Consider the following 21,747-nt stretch of genomic DNA (forward strand, 5'->3'; position numbering starts at 1 on the left):
CGCGTCGTGCGGCCGATATGTCTGAATAGCGGTGGGCCCCGGCACAAGGCCGGGGTGACGGGTAGAGCGCTATTCCTCGCGCCACACCAGCAACTGGTGCCCATCATGCACCCCCACGACGCGCACCGCGGTCCCCGCCGCCAGCTCGAGCGGCACGTCGAACGGATAGTATTGCGCCCCCCAATGCGATTTCGCATCGGGGCCAGGCCGGTTCTCGTAATCGAGGACCTCGTCGAGCTGCAGCCGGATCCACTGCACGATCCCGCCGACGGGTCCGCCCTGTGCGACGAGCGTCGCCGTACCGTGATGCGGCTCGCGCGCCGCCTCGCCGGTAAAGTCGAACGACAGCAACGCCGCCGGGTCGCTTTGCAACGTCAGCGTCGCATCGCTCACCGCGACGTTGCGCGGCACTTGCGTCAGCGCGTTGAAGCCGCCGAGGTCGAAGCCCGCCACCATCGTCATCCGGTGCTCCTCCGCCGCTGACCAGCTGCCGAGCGCGATCATCACCTCGCCGCCCGCCGGGATCATCTGCCCGCCGGGCGCGAGTAGCCGCGTCGCGGCGTCGGCGAGCGTCTTGAGCACACCCTCGGCCAGCAAATTGTTCGAGACGATCTCCGAGACGATCACGTCGGCGCGGCCTTCAAGATCGGATTCAACGTCGAGCTCGGTCGAATTGCCCGTCACCACGCGCACGCGATCGGCAAATCCGTTCGTCGCGACGATCTGTCGCGCCATATCGGCGATCGCGGGATTTTCCTCGCATGCGACGACGCGCCCGGCGCCGGCGCGCGCTGCCATCATCGAGAGCAGGCCGCTCCCTGCGCCGATGTCGAGAACATGCGTGCCCGGCGTCACCGCGCGGCGGATCGCGGCGTCGAACGCGGCGTTGCGTGGTTCGTCGCGCAGCATGTTGAAATGCCAGCGCGGGACGCTCTGGCCGATCAGTTGCTGCGTCCGCGCGGCGACCTCGACATCGTCGGGCTCGTGCGTGCGCGCTTGCATCGCAAGCGGGTAGACGCGCCCACGCAGGCCGATCTTCGCAGCGAGCCCGGCAAGCCCTGCGAGCTTGCGCCCGTCCTCGCCGGCGGCAACGACCATCGGCTCGAATCCGGCGCGCGCTGCGGCTTTTAAATAGGTGTCGGTCATTTCGTCCCCAAAACTCTTCCCCCACGGCGCGCATCTGCTATCTGGCGGCATGACCCATCCGACAGACTCGATCCTCATCGTCGATTTCGGCAGCCAGGTAACGCAATTGATCGCGCGACGCGTGCGGGAAGCCGGCGTCTACAGCGAGATCGCTCCCTTCACCACCGCAGAAGCGGCCTTTGCGCGAATGGCGCCCAAGGGCGTGATCCTGTCGGGCAGCCCGGCCTCGGTGCTCGACGAGGGGAGCCCGCGCATTCCGCAGGCGATTCTCGACAGCGGCGTGCCGATCATGGGGATCTGCTACGGCCAGCAAGTGCTGATGCAGCAGCTCGGCGGCAACGTCACGCTCGGCGAAAGCGGCGAGTTCGGCCATGCCGTGATCGAGATTACCGACGACTGCGTCCTCTTCGACGGCGTGTGGAAGACGGGCGAGAAGCACACCGTCTGGATGAGCCACGGCGACAAGGTCAACGCGCTCGCCCCCGGCTTCCGCCCGGTCGCGGTCAGCCCCGGCTCGCCGATCGCGGTCGTCGCCGACGATTCGCGCAAATATTACGCGACGCAGTTCCACATGGAAGTCGCGCACACCCCCGACGGCGCCAAGCTGATCGCCAATTTCGCGCGCCACGTCTGTGGCCTCACCGGCGACTGGACGATGGCCGAGTTCCGCGCCGCCAAGGTCGCCGAGATCCGCGCGCAGGTCGGCAGCGGCCGCGTCATCTGCGGTCTGTCGGGCGGTGTCGACTCGGCGGTTGCTGCCGTGCTGATTCACGAAGCGATCGGCGAGCAGCTCACCTGCGTATTCGTCGACCACGGCCTGATGCGCACCGGCGAGGCCGAGCAGGTCGTCAGCCTGTTCCGCAATAGCTACAATATCCCGCTCGTCCATGTGAACGCGGAAGAGACGTTCCTCGCCGGCCTTGCGGGCGAGACCGACCCCGAGAAGAAGCGCAAGTTCATCGGCGGCGCGTTCATCGACCTGTTCGAGGAAGAAGCGCGCAAGGTCGGCGGTGCCGATTTCCTTGCGCAGGGCACGCTCTATCCCGACGTGATCGAGAGCGTCAGCTTCACCGGCGGCCCATCGGTGACGATCAAGAGCCACCACAATGTCGGCGGGCTGCCCGAGCGGATGAACATGCAGCTCGTCGAGCCCTTGCGCGAGCTGTTCAAGGACGAAGTCCGCGCGCTCGGCATGGAGCTTGGCCTGCCGCAGGCGTTCGTCGGGCGGCATCCCTTCCCGGGGCCGGGTCTCGCGATCCGCATTCCAGGCGAAGTGACCAAGGAACGCTGCGACATCCTGCGCAAGGCCGACGCGATCTATCTCGAGGAGATCCGTGCGGCGGGGCTGTACGACACGATCTGGCAGGCGTTCGCCGTGCTGCTGCCGGTGCGCAGCGTCGGCGTGATGGGCGACGGGCGCACCTATGACAACGTGCTGGCTCTCCGCGCCGTCACATCGACCGACGGGATGACCGCCGAAGCGTTCCAGTTCCCCGGCGACTTCCTGCCGCGCGTCGCGACGCGAATCGTCAACGAGGTCAAGGGCATCAACCGCGTGACCTACGACTATACGAGCAAGCCGCCCGGCACGATCGAGTGGGAATAAGTCCCCGCAGCTGAGGGGTTTTGACCGCGCGATCGTGTCGCGGTCCGGGGGGGAAGCATTTTGACCGGTCTGTTTCGCAAGAAGATCATCCTCCACGGCGACGACCAGCCGGTCGAGGAGCGCATGGCGCGCACGCTGTCATGGCCACATCTCGTTGCGCTGGGCGTTGGCGCGATCGTCGGCACCGGAATCCTGACGCTGATCGGCGTCGGGGCGGATCGTGCGGGGCCTGCCGTGCTTCTGAGCTTCGCGATCGCGGGAGCGATCTGCGCGTGTGCCGCGCTCTGCTATGCCGAGATGGCGACGATGATCCCCGCCTCGGGCAGCGCCTATACCTATAGCTATGCCGTGCTCGGCGAGGTGATCGCCTGGGTGGTCGGGTGGAGCCTGATCCTTGAATATTCGCTCGTCGTCTCGACCGTCGCGGTCGGCTGGTCGGGCTATGCGGTCGGCTTCCTGCATGGTCTCGGCATCGACCTGCCCGATTGGGCGACGCACGGGCCGAGCATCGGCGGCGCGTTCGGGATCAACCTGCCCGCAGTCTTCATCATCGCGGTCGTGGCAGGGCTGCTGACGCTCGGCACGCGTGAAAGCGCGCGGATCAATACCGTGCTCGTGCTGGTCAAGATCGTCACGCTGGCGCTGTTCGTTGCGGTCGCGCTGCCGCATTTCGATCCGGCGAACCTCCATCCGTTCGCGCCCTATGGCTATGGCAGCGTCGCGGGCGATGGCGGCGTGAAGTATGGCGTGATGGGCGCTGCCGCGATCATCTTCTTCGCGTTCTACGGCTTCGACGCGATCTCGACCGCCGCCGAGGAAACGCGCAATCCCGAACGCGATCTGGCGATAGGCATCATCGGATCGATGGTCGCTTGCACGGCAATCTACATGATCGTCGCCGCGGTCGCGGTCGGCGCGGTGCATTTCTCGGTGTTCGGCAAGAGCAGCGAACCGCTCGCGCTGATCCTGCGCCAGATCGGGCAGGGCGGCGTCGCGACGATCGTCGCCGCCGCTGCCGCGATCGCGCTGCCGACCGTGCTGCTCGGCTTTCTCTACGGGCAGAGCCGGATCTTCCTCGTCATGGCGCGCGACGGCTTCCTGCCGCCCGCACTCGCACGGCTTTCGACGCGCGGCACGCCGGCGCGGATCACGCTCGTCACCGCGGTGTTCGTCAGCATCATCGCGGCGCTGACCCCGCTCGACGTGATCGCCAGCCTCGCCAACGCGGGCACGCTGTGCGCGTTCGTCGCGGTCGCGGCGTGTGTGCTCGTGCTGCGCCGGCGTGACCCCGCCGCACGACGGCCGTTCCGCACCCCGCTCGTTTGGGTGGTTGCGCCGCTTGCGATCCTCGGCTGCGTCTATCTGTTCACCAGCCTGCAGGTGGTGACGCAAATCTCGTTCCTCGCGTGGAACGCGGTCGGGCTCGCGGTCTATTTCGCTTATGGTCGTGCGCGCGCTACCGTTGCGCAATAAGGCATAGTCAGCGCCGGGCGGCGCGTTTATGTCGCCGCCAAAGGGAGCTTCCACTATGTCCGCGACCAAGCAAGGCGGCTCGAACTTCGTCGTCATCGCGGCGCTTGCCGCCAATCTCGGCATCGCGGTGGCGAAATTCGTCGCAGCGGCGTTCACCGGATCGTCGTCGATGCTGACCGAGGGCTTCCACTCGGTCGTCGACAGCTTCAACCAAGTGCTGCTGCTGTATGGCCAGCACCGCGGCAAGCGCCCGCCCGACGAGGCGCATCCGTTCGGCTATGGCCGCGAACTCTATTTCTGGAGCTTCGTCGTCGCGATCCTGATCTTCGGGGTCGGTGCGGGCGTCTCGATCTATGAAGGCTGGGAGCATTACAAGCATCCCGAACCGCTGCGCGATCCGCTGGTCAATTATATCGTGCTCGGCGTGTCGTTCGCGCTCGAGGGCGGGTCCTGGTTCTTCGCGATCCGCGAATTCGCCGCAGCCAATCGCGGCGTGAACTGGTGGAAGGCGGTGCGCCGGTCGAAGGATCCGGCAGGCTTCATCGTGCTGTTCGAGGATTCGGCGGCGATTGGCGGGCTGATCGTCGCTGGTGCCGGCGTGTTCCTGAGCCATGCCTATGGCGATCCGCGGATCGATGGCATTGCCTCGATCGTCATCGGCGTGCTGCTCGGCGTCGTCGCCGCGCTGCTCGCGCGCGAGGCCAAGGGCCTGCTGATCGGCGAGGGCGCCGACCCCGAGATCGTCGCCAAGGTCCACGCGATCGTCAATCGCCGGCCGCAGATTACCGCGGTCAACCACGTCCGCTCGATCCATACCGCGCCCGAAAGCATCTTCCTCGCGATCAGTGCCGACTTCGAGGATTCGCTGACGATGGGCGAGGCGGAGTTGCTGATCGAGGACATCGAGACCGAATTGAAGGCGGCCGAGCCCAAATTGTCGTCGATCTATATCCGGCCCGAACGCAAGGAAGACGCCGCGCGGCTGCCGGCGGCTCCTGCAGACTGACGCTCAGCGCGGGATCGGAACGATCTCGACCACGTCGAGCAGCGATTCGAAGCGGGGGCGTGGCAGCACGAGGCGCCAGCGCTGCTCGCCGATCCGTTCGACATACCCGGCGAGATCGCGATTGACGTCCTGGCCGTAATTGAGCGGCCGCGTTTCGTCGCCGATCACCATCGTGCCGAGGAACACCGCGCGCGACGAGGAGTCGGGAAAGAGCAGGCCGACCGGGCGCTGTGGCCCGGACACCTTGTAGAGGCTCGACACCGCGCCATCGCGGGTGACGTGGCAATCGACCTCGGGATAGATCGTGATGTTGTGCATCGCGGTGCCGTTGGCGCCGAGTTTGTAGACGCGGCAGTGATACGCGCCGGGCGGTGGCGTCGCACCAGGTAATGCGCGGTCTGGGTCGAACAGCAAGGGATCGGCCGTCAGCGTCCCGGCATTGACGCTCGCCGACGCCTTGGCGAGCGCGGCGATCCACGCCTGGCGCCAGCCGCGCAGCCGCTCGCGATCGTTGGGGGTGGCGACGCGGCGCCAATCGGTGGTGTCGTGCGAGACGCCGATCAACGAGCGGGGCTCGATCCGCACTTCGATCGTCTTGTGCGCCCCGGCGCCGCATTGGCCGAACAGCGCGAACGGCAGCGTACACAACGTCGATCCCAAACCCCGGGCAAATCTCTTCAAGGCGACCATTCTTTCATTGCGACCGGTATAGCGCGCACAACTAACCACGGCGGTGCTAGGTTGCCAACCACGCGCCGCCGCGGCCGAAAAGCCCGATCAGGCGGCGGTCCAGCCGCCATCGACCGAGAGATTGGCGCCGGTGATCGATTTTGCCTCTTCGCGGCAGAGGAACAGCGCGAGCGCTGCGACCTGATCGACGGTCACGAACTCCTTGGTCGGCTGCGCCTCGAGCAGGACGTCGTTCATCACCTGCTCCTTGGTCATGCCGCGCGCCTTCATCGTATCGGGAATCTGCGCCTCGACCAGCGGCGTCCAGACATAGCCGGGCGAGATGCAGTTCACGGTGATCCCATAGGTCGCGGTTTCCAGCGCGATCGTCTTGGTCAGGCCGGCAAGGCCATGCTTGGCCATGACATAGGCCGATTTGTTGGGGCTCGCGACGAGGCTGTGCGCCGAGGCGGTCGAGATGATGCGGCCCCATTTCTTGGCCTTCATCAGCGGGACGGCGGCCTGCATCATGTACCAGGCCGAGTTGAGGTTGATCTTGATGATCGCCTCGAACTTGTCGGCGGGGAAGTCCTCGATTCTAGCGACGTGCTGGATGCCGGCGTTGTTGACGATGATGTCGGGCCCGCCGAGCTCGGCATGGCAGCGCGCGACCATCGCGGCGATCTCTTCGGGCTTGGTCATGTCGGCGGCGTCGTACAGCGCCTTCGCACCACTCGCCGCCTCGAGCTTGGCGCGCTCGGTCTCGATCGCGGCGGCATCGCCGAAGCCGTTGATGACGACGCTCGCGCCCTCGGCGGCGAACAGCTTGGCATATTCGAGCCCAATGCCCGAGGTCGAGCCGGTGACGATGGCGGTCTTGCCCTTGAGGAACATGCGTATCTCCGTTTCGGTCAGGGTAGGGGCGTGCGGTGAACGGTCAAATCGAACGCGGCGCTCTTGCCGGTCTCGATATTCTCGGCGACGAGTTGCGCATGCGCCATCGTCTCGGCGACGGCTTCCTGCCCCGCCTCCCAATGTTCGCGCATCGTGCGGGCGGAAAACTCGAAATCGCGGCTGCCGCCCTCCCACGCATTTGCGCGGTAGATCAGGTGGACGAGATTGACCGGATCTTCGTTCGAGCGGTTGCGCAGCGCGACGACGTCAGGGTCGTCGGCGAGCTCGGGCGGCAGCTTGGCGAGCACCTTGCGCGCGAGTTCGCGATCCTTGCGGACCTTCATCACTTGATCGGACACTTGCCGCGTCCGGCTCGAAAAGCGGATTTCCTTCTCGCGCGCCATCACGTCCATGATCGTGCGCGGGCGCTCGGTCGCGGCGGAGAAGAGATCGACCTGGAAGGCGAGCAATGCGCCGTCCTGATGATCGAGCACGTGCGTCAGCGGCGTGTTCGAGACGAGGCCGCCATCCCACCACAACCGCCCGTCGATTTCGACTGGCGGCAGGCCAGGCGGGAGCGCCCCCGACGCCATGATATGGCGCGCGTCGATCACGGTCTCGGTCGTGTCGAAATAGCTGAAATTGCCGCTCTCGACATCGACCGCGCCGACCGAGAGGCGGACCGGGCCGTGGTTGAGCAGATCCCAATCGACCAGCGCGTCGAGCAAATCCTTGAGCGGCGCGGTGTCGTAGAAGCTCATCGCGCCGGGCGTGCCGGGCGCCGCGAACATCGGCGAGACGAGCCGCGGCTTGAAGAACCCCGGCACGCCCGCCGCAAGCACGAAGCCCGCCGACCATTCGTGGAGGAATTCGCGGATCCGGTCGTCGGGGAAGATCGGGAAACTGGGCAAGGCCGAGGTGACCGTGTCCCAGAAGATATTCAGCCGCTCGACCCGCCGCTCGGGCGGATTGCCCGCGACGATCGCGGCGTTGATCGCGCCGATCGAGATGCCGGCAACCCAGTCGATCTCGATTCCGCTCGCCGCCAGGCCCTCGATCACGCCCGCCTGATAACTGCCCAGCGCGCCGCCGCCCTGGAGCACCAGCGCGACGCAATCGGGCAAGGGAAGCGCCTTCGCGCGACGTTTCGGCCGGGTCGGAGCTGCATCTGCCATGCGTCCGACATGCGCGTGTTGCCGGAGCGGATCAACGACAGTTTGATGAAAGCCGCGTCATGCGGCGGTCGATCGGGAGCAAGTGCTCCTTGCAACAAGCGCGCGCGCGAAGCATTCAGCATCGAGCGGCAACGACCCCGGGACTGATCCAATGCGCCTCGATGATTTCGACCCCAACATCAACGTCGAGGACCAGCGCGGTCAAGGCGGCAGCGGATTTGGCGGATTTGGCGGCGGCGGCGGTGGGGGTGGCTTGCTGCTCGGGCTGCTGCCGATGGTGTTCAGTCGCTTCGGCTGCGGCGGCGTCGCGATCCTCCTCGCCGTGCTGTTCTTCTTTGGCGGCGGGATGGGCATGCTCGGAAGTGGCGGAACGAGCCAGCGATCGGCGCCGACCGAACAGGTCGGGCAGCCGAGCTCCGGCAAGAGCGTGACCGCGAGCTGCACCACCGATGCGGCGAGCAAGGTTGCATGCAACGCCTTCAGCTCGGCCGACAAGACCTGGGCGTCGATCTTCCAGCGTGAAGGCAAGACCTTCCAGCAGCCGAAGCTGGTCTTCTTTGCCGGCAACGGCCGCTCGGGCTGCGGTGCGGCGCAGAGCGCGATGGGGCCCTTCTACTGCCCGCGCGACCAGGGCGTGTATCTCGACACCAGCTTCTTCGACGAACTTGGTAATCGCTTCGGCGCGAAGGGTGATTTTGCGCAGGATTATGTCGTCGCGCATGAATTCGGCCATCACATCCAGAATTTGCTCGGCACGTCGGATCAAGTCGCGTCGATCCAGCAGCGTGGTAGCGCGCTCGAGGGCAACCAGGCCTCGGTCAAGCTCGAGCTCCAGGCGGATTGCTATGCCGGCGTGTGGGCCGCGCAGAACAAGGATCGGCTCGACGCGGGCGATGTCGAGGAAGGCATGACGGCGGCGCAGGCGATTGGCGACGATACGCTCCAGAAGCAGTCGCAGGGCCGCGTCGTGCCCGACAGCTTCACCCACGGCACCTCGGCGCAGCGCATGGCATGGCTGCGCAAGGGCATGGATAGCGGCGACCCCGCGCAGTGCGACACCTTCTCGGGCGCGCTGTAACCGGACCAACAAAAAGCCCCTCTCCACTGGGGAGAGGGGCCGAGTAGCGGCGCGGCGGAAGGGGGGCGGCTTCCGCGTCGTGCGCCACCTTTCGCGCGGCTGGCGCCGCTCCCGACCGGGAGCGGGGCGCCTCGCGTCAATAGGTCCGCGTGGTCTGGCCGAAGCCCTGCGTGCCGGTGGCGGTCTTGTCCTCGCTCCCTTCAGCGCGATGCGTGCCGTCTTCGTTGAAGAACGCCTGGTTGCGTTCCTCGTCACGCCAATGCGCCTTGGCGTCCTCGGCGGTCTTCGAGATCGTCACCTTGTCGGCGACCGACTGGAGCCAGCGCGACGGGATCGAGTGATGCCGGCCGCCGGCGTCGGCGTCGTTCTTCGTCAGGATGATCCGGTCGCCGCGCACCTTGTCGACCGTGCCCACATGCGCGCCGTCCGAACCGACGACTTCCATATGCTCGGTGACCTGCGCGAGCGACCCGCGCTGCGTCTGGCGCTGGGTGCGCCACGTGCCGAATTCGCTGTCGAAGTTGGTGCGGTTTTCCTGGCGATATTCGTGATAGTCGCGGTCCAGCGCATCGATCTGCGAGCGGCGCCAGTCGCTGTAATGGTCATCACTGGGATGGCCGGAGCGCTGCTCGTCATAGCGTGCGTCGAGCTCGCGGCGGCGATTGGCTTCCTCGTCGCCGAACCACGAGCGGACTTCGTCACCGGCGCGGTCGAAGAAGCCGCGATCGTCATAGTCATAGCCCTGCGGCTGGCGGCCGTAGCCCTGTTGGCCGCGACTCTGCTGGCCACGATCCTGCTGGAAGCGATCGTTGGTGGTGCCGCGGTACATGTCGGGACGGCCATAGTCGCGTGCGCCGTAGCGATCGCCCTGATTGCCGTTCTGTCCGTAGCCGCCGCGGCCATCATTGTCCCGGCGGTATCCGCCCTGGCCCTGATAGCCCTGACCTTGATAGCCATAGTCGCGCCCGGACTGCGGCTGGGAGTCACGGCGGGCGTCGTCGTTATAGCGGTCGCGCTGGCCGAATTCGTCATAGGCGCCCCAGGGCTGGGCGTCGCGGCTGCCATAGCGATCGCGGTCGGCGCCGTAGGAATCGCGGTTGTTGGATTCGCGGCCATATCCTCGGCCCTGGTCGCGATCGTCATATCCACCCGAAGTGCTGCGGGGATAGCGTTCATAACCCATGATATCGTCCTCCTGAGACGGTGAACGCCGCGCCGCATGATCTGCTCGTGTCGGCGGGGCTGTTCAATACAGCGCAGGAGATCGCCATCCGTTCCGGGACTTAGCCGCGTTCGGGCCGAATGCGTCGCAGCCTGCATTCGTTTCGTCGCAAGGAAATTTCTGCTGGCGAAGGCGGGCAGTTGCGTCGCTCAAAAAGCCTCGTTAAGGCGGCGTACCGCCCGGAATTACGGCGCGGGCGTGGTGCGGGGCTGTAGCTCAGATGGGAGAGCGCTGCAATCGCACTGCAGAGGCCAGCGGTTCGATTCCGCTCAGCTCCACCACGCCAGATGTTGCTCTCGATCAAATCCGCTCCGCGCTGCATCGCGGGCCTAGCCGCACTGCCTTCCTTCGGGCACGATGCGCCGCATGTCTCCTGCCAGCCACCTGACTCGTCCGCTCAAGGGCTTGATCGTCGGGCAAGTGCGCGCCGTGTTCAATGATGCGGCGCGGGGTGAAAAGCCCGTGCAGCGCCACGCGGACGCACTGTTTCCGCCCGATTCGGTGGCGTGGCGCGTCCATGGCGACGTCACCTCGATGATGGTCGGCGGGATCGCTGCGCTGCTGCTGCAGATGCTCCATCCCAAGGTGCTCGCCGGCGTGTGGGATCATTCGGGCTTTCGTGACGACATGCAGGGGCGGTTACGCCGGACCGCGCGCTTCATCGCGGTCACCACCTTCGGCGCGCCCGACGATGCGCGCGCGATGATCGCGCGCGTGCGGCTGATCCACGATCATATCGGCGGCACGCTCCCCGATGGCACGCCGTATCGCGCCGGCGATCCCGCATTGCTCGCCTGGGTGCATGTCTGCGAGGTGCTGAGTTTCCTCGATGGCTGGATCCGCTATGGCGAGCCAACCATGTCGCGCGCCGACCAGGACCGCTACGTCGCCGAGATGGCGCGGATCGCCGCGCCGCTCGGAGTCGATCCGGTGCCGCACAGCCGCGCCGAGGCCGAGGCGATCATGGCGGCGATGCGGCCCGAGCTGCTGGTCGATGCGCGCACGCGCGACGTGGCGAGCGTGCTGTTCGACCAGCCTGCGCCCTCGGTCGCGGCGGGCCCGTTCGCGTCGATCACGTTGCAGGCCGGGGTCGATCTGCTCCCCCGCTGGGCGCGTGCGATGCATGGCCTCGCGCAGCCGAGCCTTGGCGTGCCGTTCCTGCGCGCCGACACGTTCGGCGTCGCGAGCACGCTGCGCTGGGCATTCCGCGCATGAGCACGCCGATCCCCGCCGCCACGCTGGTGCTGTTTCGCGAGTCGGGTGGCCCGGCGTCCGAACTTCTGTTCGTCGAGCGATCGCGCGCGATGGTGTTCGCTGGTGGGGCATTGGTGTTCCCTGGCGGGCGCGTCGATCCGGGCGATCGCGCGCTCGCGCTCGAGCTTGGCGGCGACCCCGACGATATGGCGGCGCGGATCGCCGCGATCCGCGAGACGATCGAGGAAGTCGGCGTTGCCGTCGGCATGTCGCCCATGGCGGGGGCGACGCTCCAGCGGCTGCGCGCCGCGCTGCATGACGGTGTCGCGTTCGGCGCGGTGCTCCACCAACTGTCTTTGACGCTCGATCCGTCGGCGCTGACCGGCTTTGCGCGGTGGCTGCCGGCGCACGCGGCGAGCCGGATCTTCGACACGCGCTTCTATCTCGCACGGCTGCCCGCGGAGTCGGCGGCCGCGGTGGTCGATGCGACCGAGAATGTCCGCACCTTCTGGGCGACCGCGCAGGATGTGCTCGACGATGCCGATGCGGGCCGCGCGACGATCATCTTCCCGACGCGGCGCAATCTCGAGCGGCTCGCGCAATTCGCGGATTTCGATGCCGCGGTGGCGGATGCCCATGCGCATGAAATCCGTACCGTGACACCGTGGAGTGAAACGCGCGATGGGCGCGAATATCTCTGTATTCCCGACGATCTCGGCTATCCCGTCACCGCCGAGCCGATGAGCGCGGCGGTTCGGGGGTAGCGTCGCGCCTCAGTGCGGAAGCGCGGTCGATTCGACCTTTTCGACCCATTTCGGATAGAAGGCCGGCTGGCGGTTCGACCAGCCCGATGCGGTCGCCGCTGCTTCGCTGATCGACTGGAGCAGCTTGCGCCGCAGATCGGGATGGAGATGCGGAAGCGCCGCCGCCGAGCAGAACGCGGCGGGCAGCCACGGCCGCACTTCGGCGCCGATCAGGCGTTCGTACAGGAAGCGATATGCCGCGAAGGTGGTGAGGCGACCCTGGCCGAGATCAAACGCGGTGACCGTCATCAACGGCGTCAGGAACGGTTCGATCGCGTCGAGCCCGGTATCGTCGGGAAGCAGCGCCCGGATCACGGGGAGGCGGGTGTAGAGTCGGGCCTGCGCGCGAATGCTCGCGGTTTCGACACCATCGCGCGACCAGCGTTCGATCGCGTCATTGCGGTCGAGGCCGATGTCGAGCGAGCGACGCACGTAGCGCTGCGTCGCTGAGGCAAAGGTCGCAAATTCCTGCATTTCCGACAGCGTCATCGCGCCATTGGCCGGTTTCATTCGAGAGCCCATTTCCGTCACCCCACTCTAAAGTGCAGTCGAGTAACGTTGCGCCTCAAGGCCTTTCGCCATGGTTAACGCCGCACCGTCCCCGCCCATCAAGCGACCACGTTTCGTGATGCGACGCAACATATCTTATGAAAGAAATGACCTATCAGAAGGATAAGTTCGCCATCTGCGGCGATCGCGCAACATCTGCGCGACCGCCGCTGGAGTTCAGTCCGCGTCGCTCGCGCGCTTGGCTTCTGCATCCGAGTCATAGCCCGAAGACTTGGGCGCAGCGCCATTGTCGCCCGGCTGGGTGTTCGAGGGCGGATCCGATGCGTCCATCGACTCGTCGAGCGCATTGTCGAGGGCCGCATCGGGGCTGTCGGGATTGCGTTCGAGCCGCTTGGCGATCGACTCGTCCTGGCCCGCATTCTGACGCGGATCGTGAATATCCTTGGCATCGTCGGGGTTGCCGGGCGCAACCGACAGGCTGTCGAGCGCTTTTTGATCAACCAGTTTGGTGTCTTCGGTCATCTTGGCTCTCCTGAATAGCAGAAAGCCCCAACACTCGAGCGCGCGGCGGTGTTCCCTCAGGACAGTTTCGTGACCGCAACATTCTGCCAGTTGAGCGTAGCGGTGCCGAACACGGTCATGAAGGCGATGTCGGTGGCATCGCGCCCCACCGCGACGCGGGCAAGGTCGGCGCACGATGCCATTCCGGTCGCGTCGATCAAATGCCAGCCGCCATCGATCCACAATTCTGCGACGGCGTGGAAATCGGGCGGATCGACGCCGGGCGCATAGGCCGAGACGCAGCGCGCCGGGATGCCGCCAGCGCGCGCGAGCGCGACGAGCAAATGTGCGTAATCCCGGCACACGCCGCGGCGTTCGGCAAAGGTCATCATCGCGGTGGTGGTGCCGGTCGATGTCCCGCAGGCGTAGGTGAGGTGGTCGCCGACCCACTGGGTCAGCGCGATCGCGAGCGGCCCGGCCGCAAGACCCGGAAATTCCTGGTGGACGAAGCCCTCGAGCCGGTCGGATTCGCAGTAGCGGCTGGGGAGGAGATACGGGATCGTCTCGCCCGGCATCAGGCGGATCGGTGTATCGCCAAGCGTCGCGAGGTCGATCGGCGTTCGGGCGATTTCGACGATCGCCTTGTATTCGGCGCGGAACGGACCGTCGCCGCGCGCCCAGCAGCGTTGGCCGATCCCGGCTTCGCCCGGCACCGCGCGGAGCGGAGTGTCGGTGTAGACTCGCATGTCCTGCAGTTCGAGCCGCTGGTCGATGCCCTTTGCGGCCTCGATCAGCAACAGCACATCGGCCGCGCCATCGATCGTATAATCGAGCGTCACATCGATCCCGAGCCGCATGCTGGTCTTTCGCGCAAAAGAAAGGGCCCGACGGAGCGGTCCGCCGGGCCCTGTAAGATGGTATCCCTGATACGCTTAGTTGCGGTTGCCGAACAAGCGCAGGATGAACAGGAACATGTTGATGAAGTCGAGATAGAGGCTGAGCGCCGACATGATCGTCACGCGCTGTTCGTCCGACGTGCCCGCGACCTGCGCGTAGAGGCTCTTGGTGCGCTGCGTGTCGTAGGCGGTGAGGCCCGCGAAGAGCAGCACGCCGACCAGGCTGATCACGAAGCCGAGCGGGCCCGACTGCAGGAACATGTTGAGGATGCTCGCGACAAACAGGCCAACGACGCCCATGATGAGGAAGGTGCCGAACGCCGACAGGTCACGCTTGGTGGTGTAGCCGTAGAGGCTCAACGCGCCGAACGAAGCCGCCGTCGCAAAGAACGCCTGCGCGATCGCGACGGGCGAGTAGACCAGGAAAATCGTCGAGAGCGACAGGCCCATCGCGACCGCGAAGCCCCAGAACATCGCCTGCAGCGTGCCGTTGGTCATGCGTGCCTGGCCAAAGCTCATGCCGAACACGAAGCCGAGCGGGGCGAGCGAGATGACCCACTTCAGGATGCCGGGGCCACCGAAGACCTGCGCGGCAAAGCCGCTGGCGACGAAGCCGAGCGCGACGATACCCGTCAGCAGCACGGCCGACGCCATGTAATTATAGACAGAGAGCATGTAGCGCCGCAGACCCGCGTCATACGCGTCGGTGCGCGTGGTCCCGGCCGTCTGGAATGCCGAGGCATTCGAACGGGGATCAGACCAGTTTGCCATTGCGAAAAGCTCCTAATGACCGGCCAAGTGCCGGATACCAGCAATATCGGCCTTCACCCGGACCATTTCAAGCGAATCCGCAGAGCGTGAGCGGTAGCGTTTTGTGACAGCAGCACTTTGTTACAAACGCGCTTCCCCGGCGTGTGTGCGATCGTCCGGTCGCACACACGCCGAGGACGTGCGAAAATCGCTTTCGTATTTCGGGTATGGTCTGCTAGGTCCATCGGCAGAGCAGAAAATGCCGAGAGGATCGATTGATGGCGACCATTCCGGGTTCCGCGCCGACGCGCGCGCTGGCCTATGCCTGGTATGTGCTCGGCATCCTTTTCCTCGTGTACGTGCTCAATTTCGTCGATCGGCAGATCATTTCGATCCTCGCCGAAGACATCAAACGCGATCTGCATTTGAAGGACGAGGATCTCGGCTTTCTGTATGGAACGGCGTTTGGCGTATTCTATTCGTTGTTCGGGATTCCGCTCGGGCGGCTCGCCGACAATTGGCACCGCGTCCGCTTGATGACGCTCGGGCTCGCCTTGTGGTCGGCGATGACCGCGTTTTCGGGGATGGCGCGAAGCGGCGGGATGTTGGCGACCGCGCGGATCGGCGTCGGCATCGGCGAGGCGACCGCCAGCCCGTCGGCCTATTCGCTGATCTCGGATTACTTCCCCAAGCGGCTGCGCGCGACCGCGCTCGCGATCTATTCGTCGGGCCTGTATGTCGGCGGCGGGCTGTCGCTCGGGATTGGCGGGCTGATCGTCCAGCGCTGGAACCACGCCTATCCCGATGGCGGACCGTTCGGGCTGCACGGCTGGCAGGCGGCGTTCATGATCGTCGGCATTCCGGGTCTGGTGCTCGCGCTCGTGATCGCGACCTTGCGGGAACCGATCCGCGGCGCGGTCGAAGGCCTGCCCGAACCGCCGGCGCATCCCGCGCCGTTCAAGGAATTCCTCGCCGAGCTCGTCACGATCCTGCCGCCGCTGACGCTGATCGGCGCGGCGATGGGCGGGGGCAGGGCGTTGCTGGTCAATCTGCTCGGGCTGGGCATCGTGGTCGGCGCGGTGACGCTGTTGATCGCGTTCGGCGAGCCCTGGCCGCAATGGGTCGCGATCGGGATCGGCGCCTATGCGGTGTTTTCGTGGGCGTGTGCGCTCAAGCGCCGCGATCCGCCGACCTTCCGCTTGATCGTCGGCAATCCCGCCTTCCTGTGCGTCGTGATCGCGTACGGCCTCAACGCCTTTGTCAGCTATGCGGTGAGCTTCTGGGCATCGCCCTATGTCCTGCGCACGCTGCACGAGACGCCGGCGATGGCGGGGCTGTTGGTCGGGTCGAGCGGGGCGCTCGGCGGGTTTCTCGGCGTGACGCTCGGCGGCATCGCGGCCGACCGCTTGCGGCGGCGCAACCCGGCGGGGCGGTTGATCGTCGTGCTGTTCGGGGCGACCGTCCCGCTGCCGTTCGTCATGCTGGCATTCACCGCGACGTCGACGATGGTGTTCTATCCCGCGGTATTCCTGTCGGGGATCTGCGCCAGCACGGCGCTCGGCGCGGCGGGGGCGACGATGCAGGACCTCGTGTTGCCGCGGATGCGCGGGACCGCGACGGGGACGTTCTTCATCGGCACCACGCTGCTCGGTCTGGCGATGGGGCCGTATCTCGCCGGGCGGATCTCGACGCTGTCGGGGAGCCTCTCGACCGGGGTGCTGTCGCTGCTGCTCGTCGCGCCGATCACGATCGCCGCCGCCATCGGCGCGTACAAGCTCGTCCCGCGCGCCGAGGCCAACCGTGAGGCCTGGGCGCGCGCGGCAGGGGAAGCGATCTAACGTCTAGCTCGCGGCGAACACACCGCAGGCGATCCGCCCGCCGCTATTGCCCGACGGGTCGGTCATCAGATCGTCGGCCTTGTCGTGAATGACGATCGCCGCGCCATCGGCATCGAGCAACGCCGCCATCGTCGCGGCGGGCAGCACCGCGCCGATCGTGCCGCGCCCGTTCGCCCCGACGATCAGATTGGGCATGTCGCCCTCGTGCGGGCCTTGCGGGTTCATCGACCCGTGCTTTGCGCCGAGCGGATTGAAGTGGCCGCCCGCGGTGGCGAAATCGGGTGCGTCGCAGCGCCCGACGGTGTGGATATGCGCGCCGTGCGTGCCCGGCGGCAAGCCCTGCAGGTCGAGCGTCACGCGCAGCCCGCCGGTAACTTCGGTCACCGTCGCGCGCCCGACATCGGCACCATCGGCGGTGCGCAGCATGGCGACCGCACGCGCGCCTTGCGCGATCGGCGCGCCGGTCTTGCCGGGGTGCTCGGTATTGCAGGCTGCCAGGCCCAGCAGGGCCGTCGTCGCGATCATCACCTTACGCATCGGATCCTCCTTGTTTCAGGGCTGCTTGCTGCGCGCGAACGCCGGGTTGCGCAACCGCGCACGACGTCGCCCACGAAAAAGGCCCGCGCGGCAGGTGTCGCGCGGGCCATGAACGTGCGGTGCGGCGGTTTAGTTCGCTGCGCTCGTCCGGATATTGCCGTTGATGCCGTTCGGGAAGAACCCGCCACCGACCAAAGCCGACTTCGACAGATAGACGATGTTGAGCACCTGGCCCGTCGTCCGGCTGTAGGCGAGGCCATTGGCATCGGTCGGCACGATGTTCGACTGGCTCGCGTCTGGGCCAGCGATGCCCTGATCGTCGTCGCTTGCGCCATCGAGGCTGTCGCGCGCATCGCTGATCTTGCCGGCCGCGGTGACGAGCGACGGCGTCGCCAGACCCTTGGCATAGAGCACCGTGCGGACGAGGCCGGCGTGATAGGCCTCTGCTGCAAGGATACCGGCGGCCGCCTCGAGATAGGTCTTGTTGGTAATCAGCGGCGACGCACCCTTATAGGCCGACACGCCGACGTCTTCGAAGATGAAGGCGCCGAGCAGGAAGTTGACGTCGCTGGCATAGGGATCGAACGTGCCTGCAGTGTTGTCGATCGCGCCGCTCGAGTTCGTCGCGATCCCGGCAGCGCGGGCTGCCATGGTGAATGCGCCATTGGCGCCACCGTCGATATTGATCGCCGGTTGCGCCACCGCTGCCGACCCGAGCGCCGAGCGCAGGAAGGTGACGTGCGCCGCTTCGTCGGCCGCGATCTCGCGGGCGTATTGGGCGACGACCGGGTCGGTGAAGGTGACCTGGCGGCCGCCGACGACGGCGCCCTGCGTTCCCGTGCCGGTCAAGGCCGACGCCGGGAGGCCCTGGCCGTACACCGCGTTCACATAGAATTGCGCCTCGAGATATTCGAGGTTCAACGCGAAGTTGAGCACGTCGAGATCGGTCTGCATGCTCGACGATGTCGTCGGCGTCGGGGTCGGGGTGGGCGTGGGTGTCGGGGTCGTGCTGTCGTTGCACGCTGCAAGCAACGACAGGCCACCGGCCGCTACGGTCGCGGTTGCGGCGGTGCGCATGAAGTGACGGCGCTCCTGGCGGCGGCGTTCACCGGCCTCGAGGACTTGCGCGAGTATGGTCTGATCGGTCATGTCGATATCTCCCCAAATGGGAACGGCGCGGCTTAGTTCGCGGCGCTCGTCTTGATGTTGCCATTCACGCCAGCCGGGAAGAACCCGCCCATCGCGACCGAAGCATTGTTCAGATAGACAATGTTGAGCACCTGGCCGGTGGTCCGGCTGAACGCGATGCCGTTACTGTCGAGCGGCACGATGTTCGACGCAGCGCCGCCGTTGATCGTCGTCGGGGAGATGCCTTGATCGAGGTCGGTCGCCCCATCGAGCGAGTCGCGGGCGTTCGAGATCGCATCGGCCGAGGTGCGCAGCGACGGGGTCGCAACGCCGCGCGCATAGAGCGCGGTGCGCACGAGTGCGGCATGATACGCCTCGACCGCGAGGATGCCGGCGGCCGCCTCGATATAGGTCTTGGTGAGCAGCGGGGCAGCGCCCTTGTACGCGGTGACGCCGACGTCTTCGAAGATGAACGCGCCGAGCAGGAAGGCATCGTCGTTCGCATAAGGATCGAACACCGAAGTCTGCGCGGTGCCAGCAGGGGCGGAGGCGATCAGGCCTGCGGCGCGGGCGGCCGAGCTGAACGCGCCGGTTGGCGTAATGCCGATGTCGATCGCGGGCTGCGCGACCGCCGAACTGCCGAGGGCTGTACGCAGGAAGGTCACGTGCGTGATTTCATCCGCCGCGATTTCCTTGGCATAGGCGGCGACGAGCGGGTCGGTGAAGACGACCTTGCGGCCACCGACCGCGGCACCTTGCGTACCGGTGCCGGTCAGCATCGATGGCGACAGGCCGACGCCGGTGACGGCCACGCTGTAGAACTGTGCCTCGAGATATTCGAGGTTGAGCGCGAAGTTGAGGATGTCGGGATCGGTCGGGGTGGTCGGGTCAGCTGCCGAGGCGCGGCTGCCCATCGACATCGCGCCGATGCCGGCGCCTGCGACGGCTGCGGCGCCAAAGGCAGTCTTGAAGAAATCACGGCGTTCGTTGCGGCGTTCGACACGCCGATCCAGAACGTCGATCAGTTGCTTGCTTACATCGTCGGTCATCGGTTCAGACCTCCCCTGCTGCGGGTGCATCGTCGAACCATGACCGCGACGTCTCCGTGGCGGACCTTGATCTGCGATGTCACCGCTTCGCCTACACACGACAGGACGCTAACCGCCGCGAGACCGCTTTGGCTGTTCTTGTCGGCGCAGGTACGAGAGCAGGCGTGCGTAAGACGCACGCGGCATGAACAAATTTGCAGTTTGTCGGGCGTTACTGGATCGGAAGGCCGATCTTGCGTGCGCGCTCGACCACGGTGGGGTCGAGGCTCAGCGCCAGCGCGCGGTCGCCCTCGGCCTTTACCGTATCGCCGCTCTTCGCCGCGACGAGGCTGCGCATGTACAGCGTCCAGGGGTTCTTGGGCGCGATCGCCAGGGCGGCGTCATAATCGGCGAGCGCCTGGCGGAGCTCACCGCGCCGCAGCCGGATCAGCCCGCGGCTGTCGAGGTACGACGGGTTTTTGGGCTGGATCCGGATCGCGGCGTTGCAGTCCGACAGCGCCTTGTCGGTCTCGGTCCCGAGCAAGCCGCGGGCCCAGCAGCGGCCGTTGAGCGCCGATGCGCGACCGCTGTCCTCCGGATGGCTGGCGAGCCATTGATCGTAATTAGCAAGCGCGGCGGCGGGTTCGTCGAGCCGGTCGTACAGGCTCGCAACGGCGAGCCGCTTGTCCGACGAGGGGGCGATCGCGCGATCGGCGGCTTTGACGTCGTCGAGCACCTCGGCGCGTGGCGCAATCGAGACTTTCAGCCGCGCCCGCGCGATCCGTGCGTCAGGGTCGCCCGGCGCGAGCAGGATCGATTCGGCGAGATCGCCGAGCGCCGCGTCGCGCTGCCGATTGGCGAGCCGCGCCATCGCGCGCTGGTAGAAATAGCGGCCTTCGGTCGGGGCGAGCGCGCACGCCTTGGAGAAATCGAGCAACGCCTCGGTGATGCGGTGGTTGGAAAACAAGACCGCGCCGCGCCGGCTATATTCCTCGGCGGTGGTTGGTTCGGGGGCGGTGTTGGTCAAGTCGAGCGCCTTGCCCTCGGCCGACATCGCGCCCTTCGGCGTCAAGTTGAACACCGGGCCACCCTCATAGGTGATGAACAGCGCGCGATTGGCGTTCGAGACGAACATGCGGTGCGTCAGGAAGAAATCGGCACCGACCAGCATGTCGATATCCTGCATCCCGATCTCGGAAATGGTCAGGCGAGGGCGGCGGATCGCCTCGCCGCCAATGTCGATCGTGTCGAACGGCGCGAGCCACGCCGGCACCTGCCGCGCGCCGAGGCCGCGGCTGAAGCCTGTCCGGATAACACCGGGGGATTCAGGCGTTACCCCCGCGCGCTTGGCCGCGGCGAGCGACACCAGCGAGCTTTGCGCACCACTGTCGAACATCGCGCGGATCTTGACGCCGTTGAGCAGGATCGTGCCAATCGTATGCGGTTTCCACGGCCCCGGACCCGGCGCGGCGAGCGGGACCACCGTGCTGGGCTTGTCGCCTGCCCAATACGCCAGGTTGGCCTTCGCGCAGCCGGTCACCTTCATCAACCGGACAGCGCCATGCGGCAAATCATATTCGACATCGCCGATGCCGAGGACGTTCTGACCAAGCAGCCCCGCGGTCCCGGTGTCGCTACCAGCCACGACAAAATCGGCTTTCGGGATGGCGATCCCGCCTAGCGAGAAGTCCTTGGCGGTGATGAAGGCGGCAGAGGCATCGCCGCCAATGCCCGTGATCCGGAAATAGCTCGGCAGGGGCAATACGCGTTCGCCGAACTCGGCGGCGTTCGCCCGCGAGATCGTGCTGTAGAAGGCTCCGCTGTCGAGGATGAAGCGCGCATCCTTGGCGCCGAATTTGGCGAGCACCATCGGTGATCGGCCGTTCATCGTCACGGGAAGCTCGAGCATTTTGGCGATCTGACACCCCGCCGGCGTTCTGGCGAATGCCGGCATCGGTGCGATCAGCGCTGCCGCAGGAAGGATAAGGCGCAACATTTGCATCAACGGCCCCCTCGTATCGCAGTCTCGAGCTGTTGCGCCGGAGCGAAAATCTCCAGTCTGCTCAATGCTAAGCCGCCATTCGGCCCGGCTGAGACGTAGCGCGCCCGGCGCCTGCGCGAATAGTGAAAAAACGCTCACGCGCCGAAGATTGCGCGCGTCGCGCCTGCGCGCGGCCGTCACGCCCTTCCCCAAGCGACACCTCGCTGCTATCGGCCTCCCGACTCTCGCATTCGCATAGTCGGTCGCGCCCGCGCGGAACCTCCAAGGTTTCGCCTCCCCGCCGCGGCCTGA

The 21,747-nt window shown here is 66.3% G+C and carries 20 protein-coding genes and 1 tRNA gene; 8 read left to right on the forward strand and 13 right to left on the reverse strand.

Annotated features, from left to right (window positions below; all coding sequences use genetic code 11):
- Nucleotides 1-69 precede the first annotated feature (69 nt).
- Nucleotides 70-1,146: a 50S ribosomal protein L11 methyltransferase gene (locus ACP7C5_RS03380; RefSeq protein ID WP_426263170.1), complete on the reverse strand. Its 1,077-nt coding sequence runs from the start codon at nt 1,144-1,146 to the stop codon at nt 70-72.
- A gap of 49 nt (nt 1,147-1,195) precedes the next feature.
- Between ACP7C5_RS03380 and guaA the strand changes: the two genes are divergently transcribed.
- The 3 genes from guaA to ACP7C5_RS03395 all read left to right on the forward strand — a co-directional run bounded on the left by guaA (nt 1,196) and on the right by ACP7C5_RS03395 (nt 5,231).
- Nucleotides 1,196-2,752, forward strand: coding sequence for a glutamine-hydrolyzing GMP synthase (guaA, locus tag ACP7C5_RS03385; protein WP_426263171.1), 1,557 nt, complete (start codon nt 1,196-1,198; stop codon nt 2,750-2,752).
- Nucleotides 2,753-2,875: 123 nt separating this feature from the next.
- Entirely contained in the window at nt 2,876-4,225 is a 1,350-nt protein-coding gene (locus ACP7C5_RS03390) for an amino acid permease (protein WP_354287125.1), read from the forward strand.
- A 55-nt stretch (nt 4,226-4,280) separates the two neighbouring features.
- A complete protein-coding gene (locus tag ACP7C5_RS03395) occupies nt 4,281-5,231 on the forward strand; it encodes a cation diffusion facilitator family transporter (protein WP_426263172.1) in 951 nt (316 codons plus the stop codon).
- Between the two features lie 3 nt (nt 5,232-5,234).
- Here the strand turns inward: ACP7C5_RS03395 and ACP7C5_RS03400 are convergent, their stop codons facing one another.
- The 3 genes from ACP7C5_RS03400 to ACP7C5_RS03410 all read right to left on the reverse strand — a co-directional run bounded on the left by ACP7C5_RS03400 (nt 5,235) and on the right by ACP7C5_RS03410 (nt 7,969).
- Complete coding sequence (locus tag ACP7C5_RS03400) at nt 5,235-5,879, reverse strand: DUF4893 domain-containing protein (RefSeq protein ID WP_322162744.1); 645 nt, start codon at nt 5,877-5,879, stop codon at nt 5,235-5,237.
- A gap of 129 nt (nt 5,880-6,008) precedes the next feature.
- The gene (locus ACP7C5_RS03405; protein WP_133189597.1) at nt 6,009-6,794 is read right to left on the reverse strand and encodes a 3-hydroxybutyrate dehydrogenase; all 786 of its coding nucleotides are present in this window, start codon (nt 6,792-6,794) and stop codon (nt 6,009-6,011) included.
- 17 nt (nt 6,795-6,811) lie between these two features.
- A complete protein-coding gene (locus tag ACP7C5_RS03410; RefSeq protein ID WP_133189595.1) occupies nt 6,812-7,969 on the reverse strand; it encodes a patatin-like phospholipase family protein in 1,158 nt (385 codons plus the stop codon).
- A gap of 151 nt (nt 7,970-8,120) precedes the next feature.
- Here ACP7C5_RS03410 and ypfJ point away from each other — a divergent pair, with 151 nt between their 5' ends.
- Nucleotides 8,121-9,047 (forward strand): KPN_02809 family neutral zinc metallopeptidase, encoded by a 927-nt coding sequence (ypfJ, locus tag ACP7C5_RS03415; RefSeq protein WP_426263173.1) that lies wholly within the window; start codon nt 8,121-8,123, stop codon nt 9,045-9,047.
- A gap of 136 nt (nt 9,048-9,183) precedes the next feature.
- On the opposite strand, the gene ACP7C5_RS03420 is transcribed toward ypfJ, so the two are convergent.
- The gene (locus ACP7C5_RS03420; protein ID WP_426263174.1) at nt 9,184-10,230 is read right to left on the reverse strand and encodes a DUF2171 domain-containing protein; all 1,047 of its coding nucleotides are present in this window, start codon (nt 10,228-10,230) and stop codon (nt 9,184-9,186) included.
- 244 nt (nt 10,231-10,474) lie between these two features.
- On the opposite strand from ACP7C5_RS03420, the gene ACP7C5_RS03425 reads away from it, so the two are divergent.
- From ACP7C5_RS03425 to ACP7C5_RS03435, 3 genes are all read left to right on the forward strand, one after another.
- Nucleotides 10,475-10,550: transfer RNA gene (locus tag ACP7C5_RS03425), tRNA-Ala, on the forward strand.
- A gap of 85 nt (nt 10,551-10,635) precedes the next feature.
- A complete protein-coding gene (locus ACP7C5_RS03430) occupies nt 10,636-11,484 on the forward strand; it encodes an oxygenase MpaB family protein (protein WP_426263175.1) in 849 nt (282 codons plus the stop codon).
- Entirely contained in the window at nt 11,481-12,227 is a 747-nt protein-coding gene (locus tag ACP7C5_RS03435; protein WP_426263176.1) for an NUDIX hydrolase, read from the forward strand. Before ACP7C5_RS03430 ends, ACP7C5_RS03435 begins: the two co-directional genes overlap by 4 nt.
- A gap of 9 nt (nt 12,228-12,236) precedes the next feature.
- On the opposite strand, the gene ACP7C5_RS03440 is transcribed toward ACP7C5_RS03435, so the two are convergent.
- The 4 genes from ACP7C5_RS03440 to ACP7C5_RS03455 form a co-directional block, all read right to left on the reverse strand.
- The gene (locus ACP7C5_RS03440; RefSeq protein WP_426263177.1) at nt 12,237-12,776 is read right to left on the reverse strand and encodes a hypothetical protein; all 540 of its coding nucleotides are present in this window, start codon (nt 12,774-12,776) and stop codon (nt 12,237-12,239) included.
- A 216-nt stretch (nt 12,777-12,992) separates the two neighbouring features.
- Nucleotides 12,993-13,298, reverse strand: coding sequence for a hypothetical protein (locus ACP7C5_RS03445; RefSeq protein ID WP_133189583.1), 306 nt, complete (start codon nt 13,296-13,298; stop codon nt 12,993-12,995).
- 56 nt (nt 13,299-13,354) lie between these two features.
- Nucleotides 13,355-14,134 (reverse strand): transglutaminase-like domain-containing protein, encoded by a 780-nt coding sequence (locus tag ACP7C5_RS03450; protein ID WP_189675315.1) that lies wholly within the window; start codon nt 14,132-14,134, stop codon nt 13,355-13,357.
- A 75-nt stretch (nt 14,135-14,209) separates the two neighbouring features.
- The gene (locus ACP7C5_RS03455) at nt 14,210-14,944 is read right to left on the reverse strand and encodes a Bax inhibitor-1/YccA family protein (protein WP_133189579.1); all 735 of its coding nucleotides are present in this window, start codon (nt 14,942-14,944) and stop codon (nt 14,210-14,212) included.
- Nucleotides 14,945-15,201: 257 nt separating this feature from the next.
- Here ACP7C5_RS03455 and ACP7C5_RS03460 point away from each other — a divergent pair, with 257 nt between their 5' ends.
- Nucleotides 15,202-16,761, forward strand: coding sequence for a spinster family MFS transporter (locus tag ACP7C5_RS03460; protein ID WP_426263178.1), 1,560 nt, complete (start codon nt 15,202-15,204; stop codon nt 16,759-16,761).
- Between the two features lie 3 nt (nt 16,762-16,764).
- On the opposite strand, the gene ACP7C5_RS03465 is transcribed toward ACP7C5_RS03460, so the two are convergent.
- The 4 genes from ACP7C5_RS03465 to ACP7C5_RS03480 all read right to left on the reverse strand — a co-directional run bounded on the left by ACP7C5_RS03465 (nt 16,765) and on the right by ACP7C5_RS03480 (nt 21,450).
- Nucleotides 16,765-17,298 carry a superoxide dismutase family protein gene (locus tag ACP7C5_RS03465; protein ID WP_426263179.1) on the reverse strand — a complete coding sequence of 178 codons (534 nt, stop codon included), beginning with the start codon at nt 17,296-17,298 and terminating at the stop codon, nt 16,765-16,767.
- A 129-nt stretch (nt 17,299-17,427) separates the two neighbouring features.
- Nucleotides 17,428-18,447: a ferritin-like domain-containing protein gene (locus ACP7C5_RS03470; protein ID WP_426263180.1), complete on the reverse strand. Its 1,020-nt coding sequence runs from the start codon at nt 18,445-18,447 to the stop codon at nt 17,428-17,430.
- Between the two features lie 32 nt (nt 18,448-18,479).
- Complete coding sequence (locus tag ACP7C5_RS03475; protein ID WP_426263181.1) at nt 18,480-19,475, reverse strand: ferritin-like domain-containing protein; 996 nt, start codon at nt 19,473-19,475, stop codon at nt 18,480-18,482.
- Between the two features lie 211 nt (nt 19,476-19,686).
- Entirely contained in the window at nt 19,687-21,450 is a 1,764-nt protein-coding gene (locus ACP7C5_RS03480) for an aspartyl protease family protein (protein ID WP_426263182.1), read from the reverse strand.
- Nucleotides 21,451-21,747 lie beyond the last annotated feature (297 nt).

Origin of the sequence: Sphingomonas sp. PWP1-2, from assembly GCF_049898305.1 — a bacterium.
Taxonomy (GTDB): domain Bacteria; phylum Pseudomonadota; class Alphaproteobacteria; order Sphingomonadales; family Sphingomonadaceae; genus Sphingomonas; species Sphingomonas glacialis.

Bases quoted from the DNA above. Each gene is read 5' to 3' on its own strand.
- ACP7C5_RS03470 (WP_426263180.1), bottom strand. From the start codon at position 18,447: ATGACCGATCAGACCATACTCGCGCAAGTCCTCGAGGCCGGTGAACGC.
- ACP7C5_RS03450 (WP_189675315.1), bottom strand. From the start codon at position 14,134: ATGCGGCTCGGGATCGATGTGACGCTCGATTATACGATCGATGGCGCG.
- ACP7C5_RS03410 (WP_133189595.1), bottom strand. From the start codon at position 7,969: ATGGCAGATGCAGCTCCGACCCGGCCGAAACGTCGCGCGAAGGCGCTT.
- ACP7C5_RS03430 (WP_426263175.1), top strand. From the start codon at position 10,636: ATGTCTCCTGCCAGCCACCTGACTCGTCCGCTCAAGGGCTTGATCGTC.
- ypfJ (WP_426263173.1), top strand. From the start codon at position 8,121: ATGCGCCTCGATGATTTCGACCCCAACATCAACGTCGAGGACCAGCGC.
- guaA (WP_426263171.1), top strand. From the start codon at position 1,196: ATGACCCATCCGACAGACTCGATCCTCATCGTCGATTTCGGCAGCCAG.
- ACP7C5_RS03390 (WP_354287125.1), top strand. From the start codon at position 2,876: ATGGCGCGCACGCTGTCATGGCCACATCTCGTTGCGCTGGGCGTTGGC.
- ACP7C5_RS03405 (WP_133189597.1), bottom strand. From the start codon at position 6,794: ATGTTCCTCAAGGGCAAGACCGCCATCGTCACCGGCTCGACCTCGGGC.
- ACP7C5_RS03380 (WP_426263170.1), bottom strand. From the start codon at position 1,146: ATGACCGACACCTATTTAAAAGCCGCAGCGCGCGCCGGATTCGAGCCG.
- ACP7C5_RS03460 (WP_426263178.1), top strand. From the start codon at position 15,202: ATGGCGACCATTCCGGGTTCCGCGCCGACGCGCGCGCTGGCCTATGCC.
- ACP7C5_RS03475 (WP_426263181.1), bottom strand. From the start codon at position 19,475: ATGACCGACGATGTAAGCAAGCAACTGATCGACGTTCTGGATCGGCGT.
- ACP7C5_RS03445 (WP_133189583.1), bottom strand. From the start codon at position 13,298: ATGACCGAAGACACCAAACTGGTTGATCAAAAAGCGCTCGACAGCCTG.
- ACP7C5_RS03465 (WP_426263179.1), bottom strand. From the start codon at position 17,298: ATGCGTAAGGTGATGATCGCGACGACGGCCCTGCTGGGCCTGGCAGCC.
- ACP7C5_RS03435 (WP_426263176.1), top strand. From the start codon at position 11,481: ATGAGCACGCCGATCCCCGCCGCCACGCTGGTGCTGTTTCGCGAGTCG.
- ACP7C5_RS03480 (WP_426263182.1), bottom strand. From the start codon at position 21,450: ATGTTGCGCCTTATCCTTCCTGCGGCAGCGCTGATCGCACCGATGCCG.
- ACP7C5_RS03420 (WP_426263174.1), bottom strand. From the start codon at position 10,230: ATGGGTTATGAACGCTATCCCCGCAGCACTTCGGGTGGATATGACGAT.
- ACP7C5_RS03395 (WP_426263172.1), top strand. From the start codon at position 4,281: ATGTCCGCGACCAAGCAAGGCGGCTCGAACTTCGTCGTCATCGCGGCG.
- ACP7C5_RS03455 (WP_133189579.1), bottom strand. From the start codon at position 14,944: ATGGCAAACTGGTCTGATCCCCGTTCGAATGCCTCGGCATTCCAGACG.
- ACP7C5_RS03440 (WP_426263177.1), bottom strand. From the start codon at position 12,776: ATGAAACCGGCCAATGGCGCGATGACGCTGTCGGAAATGCAGGAATTT.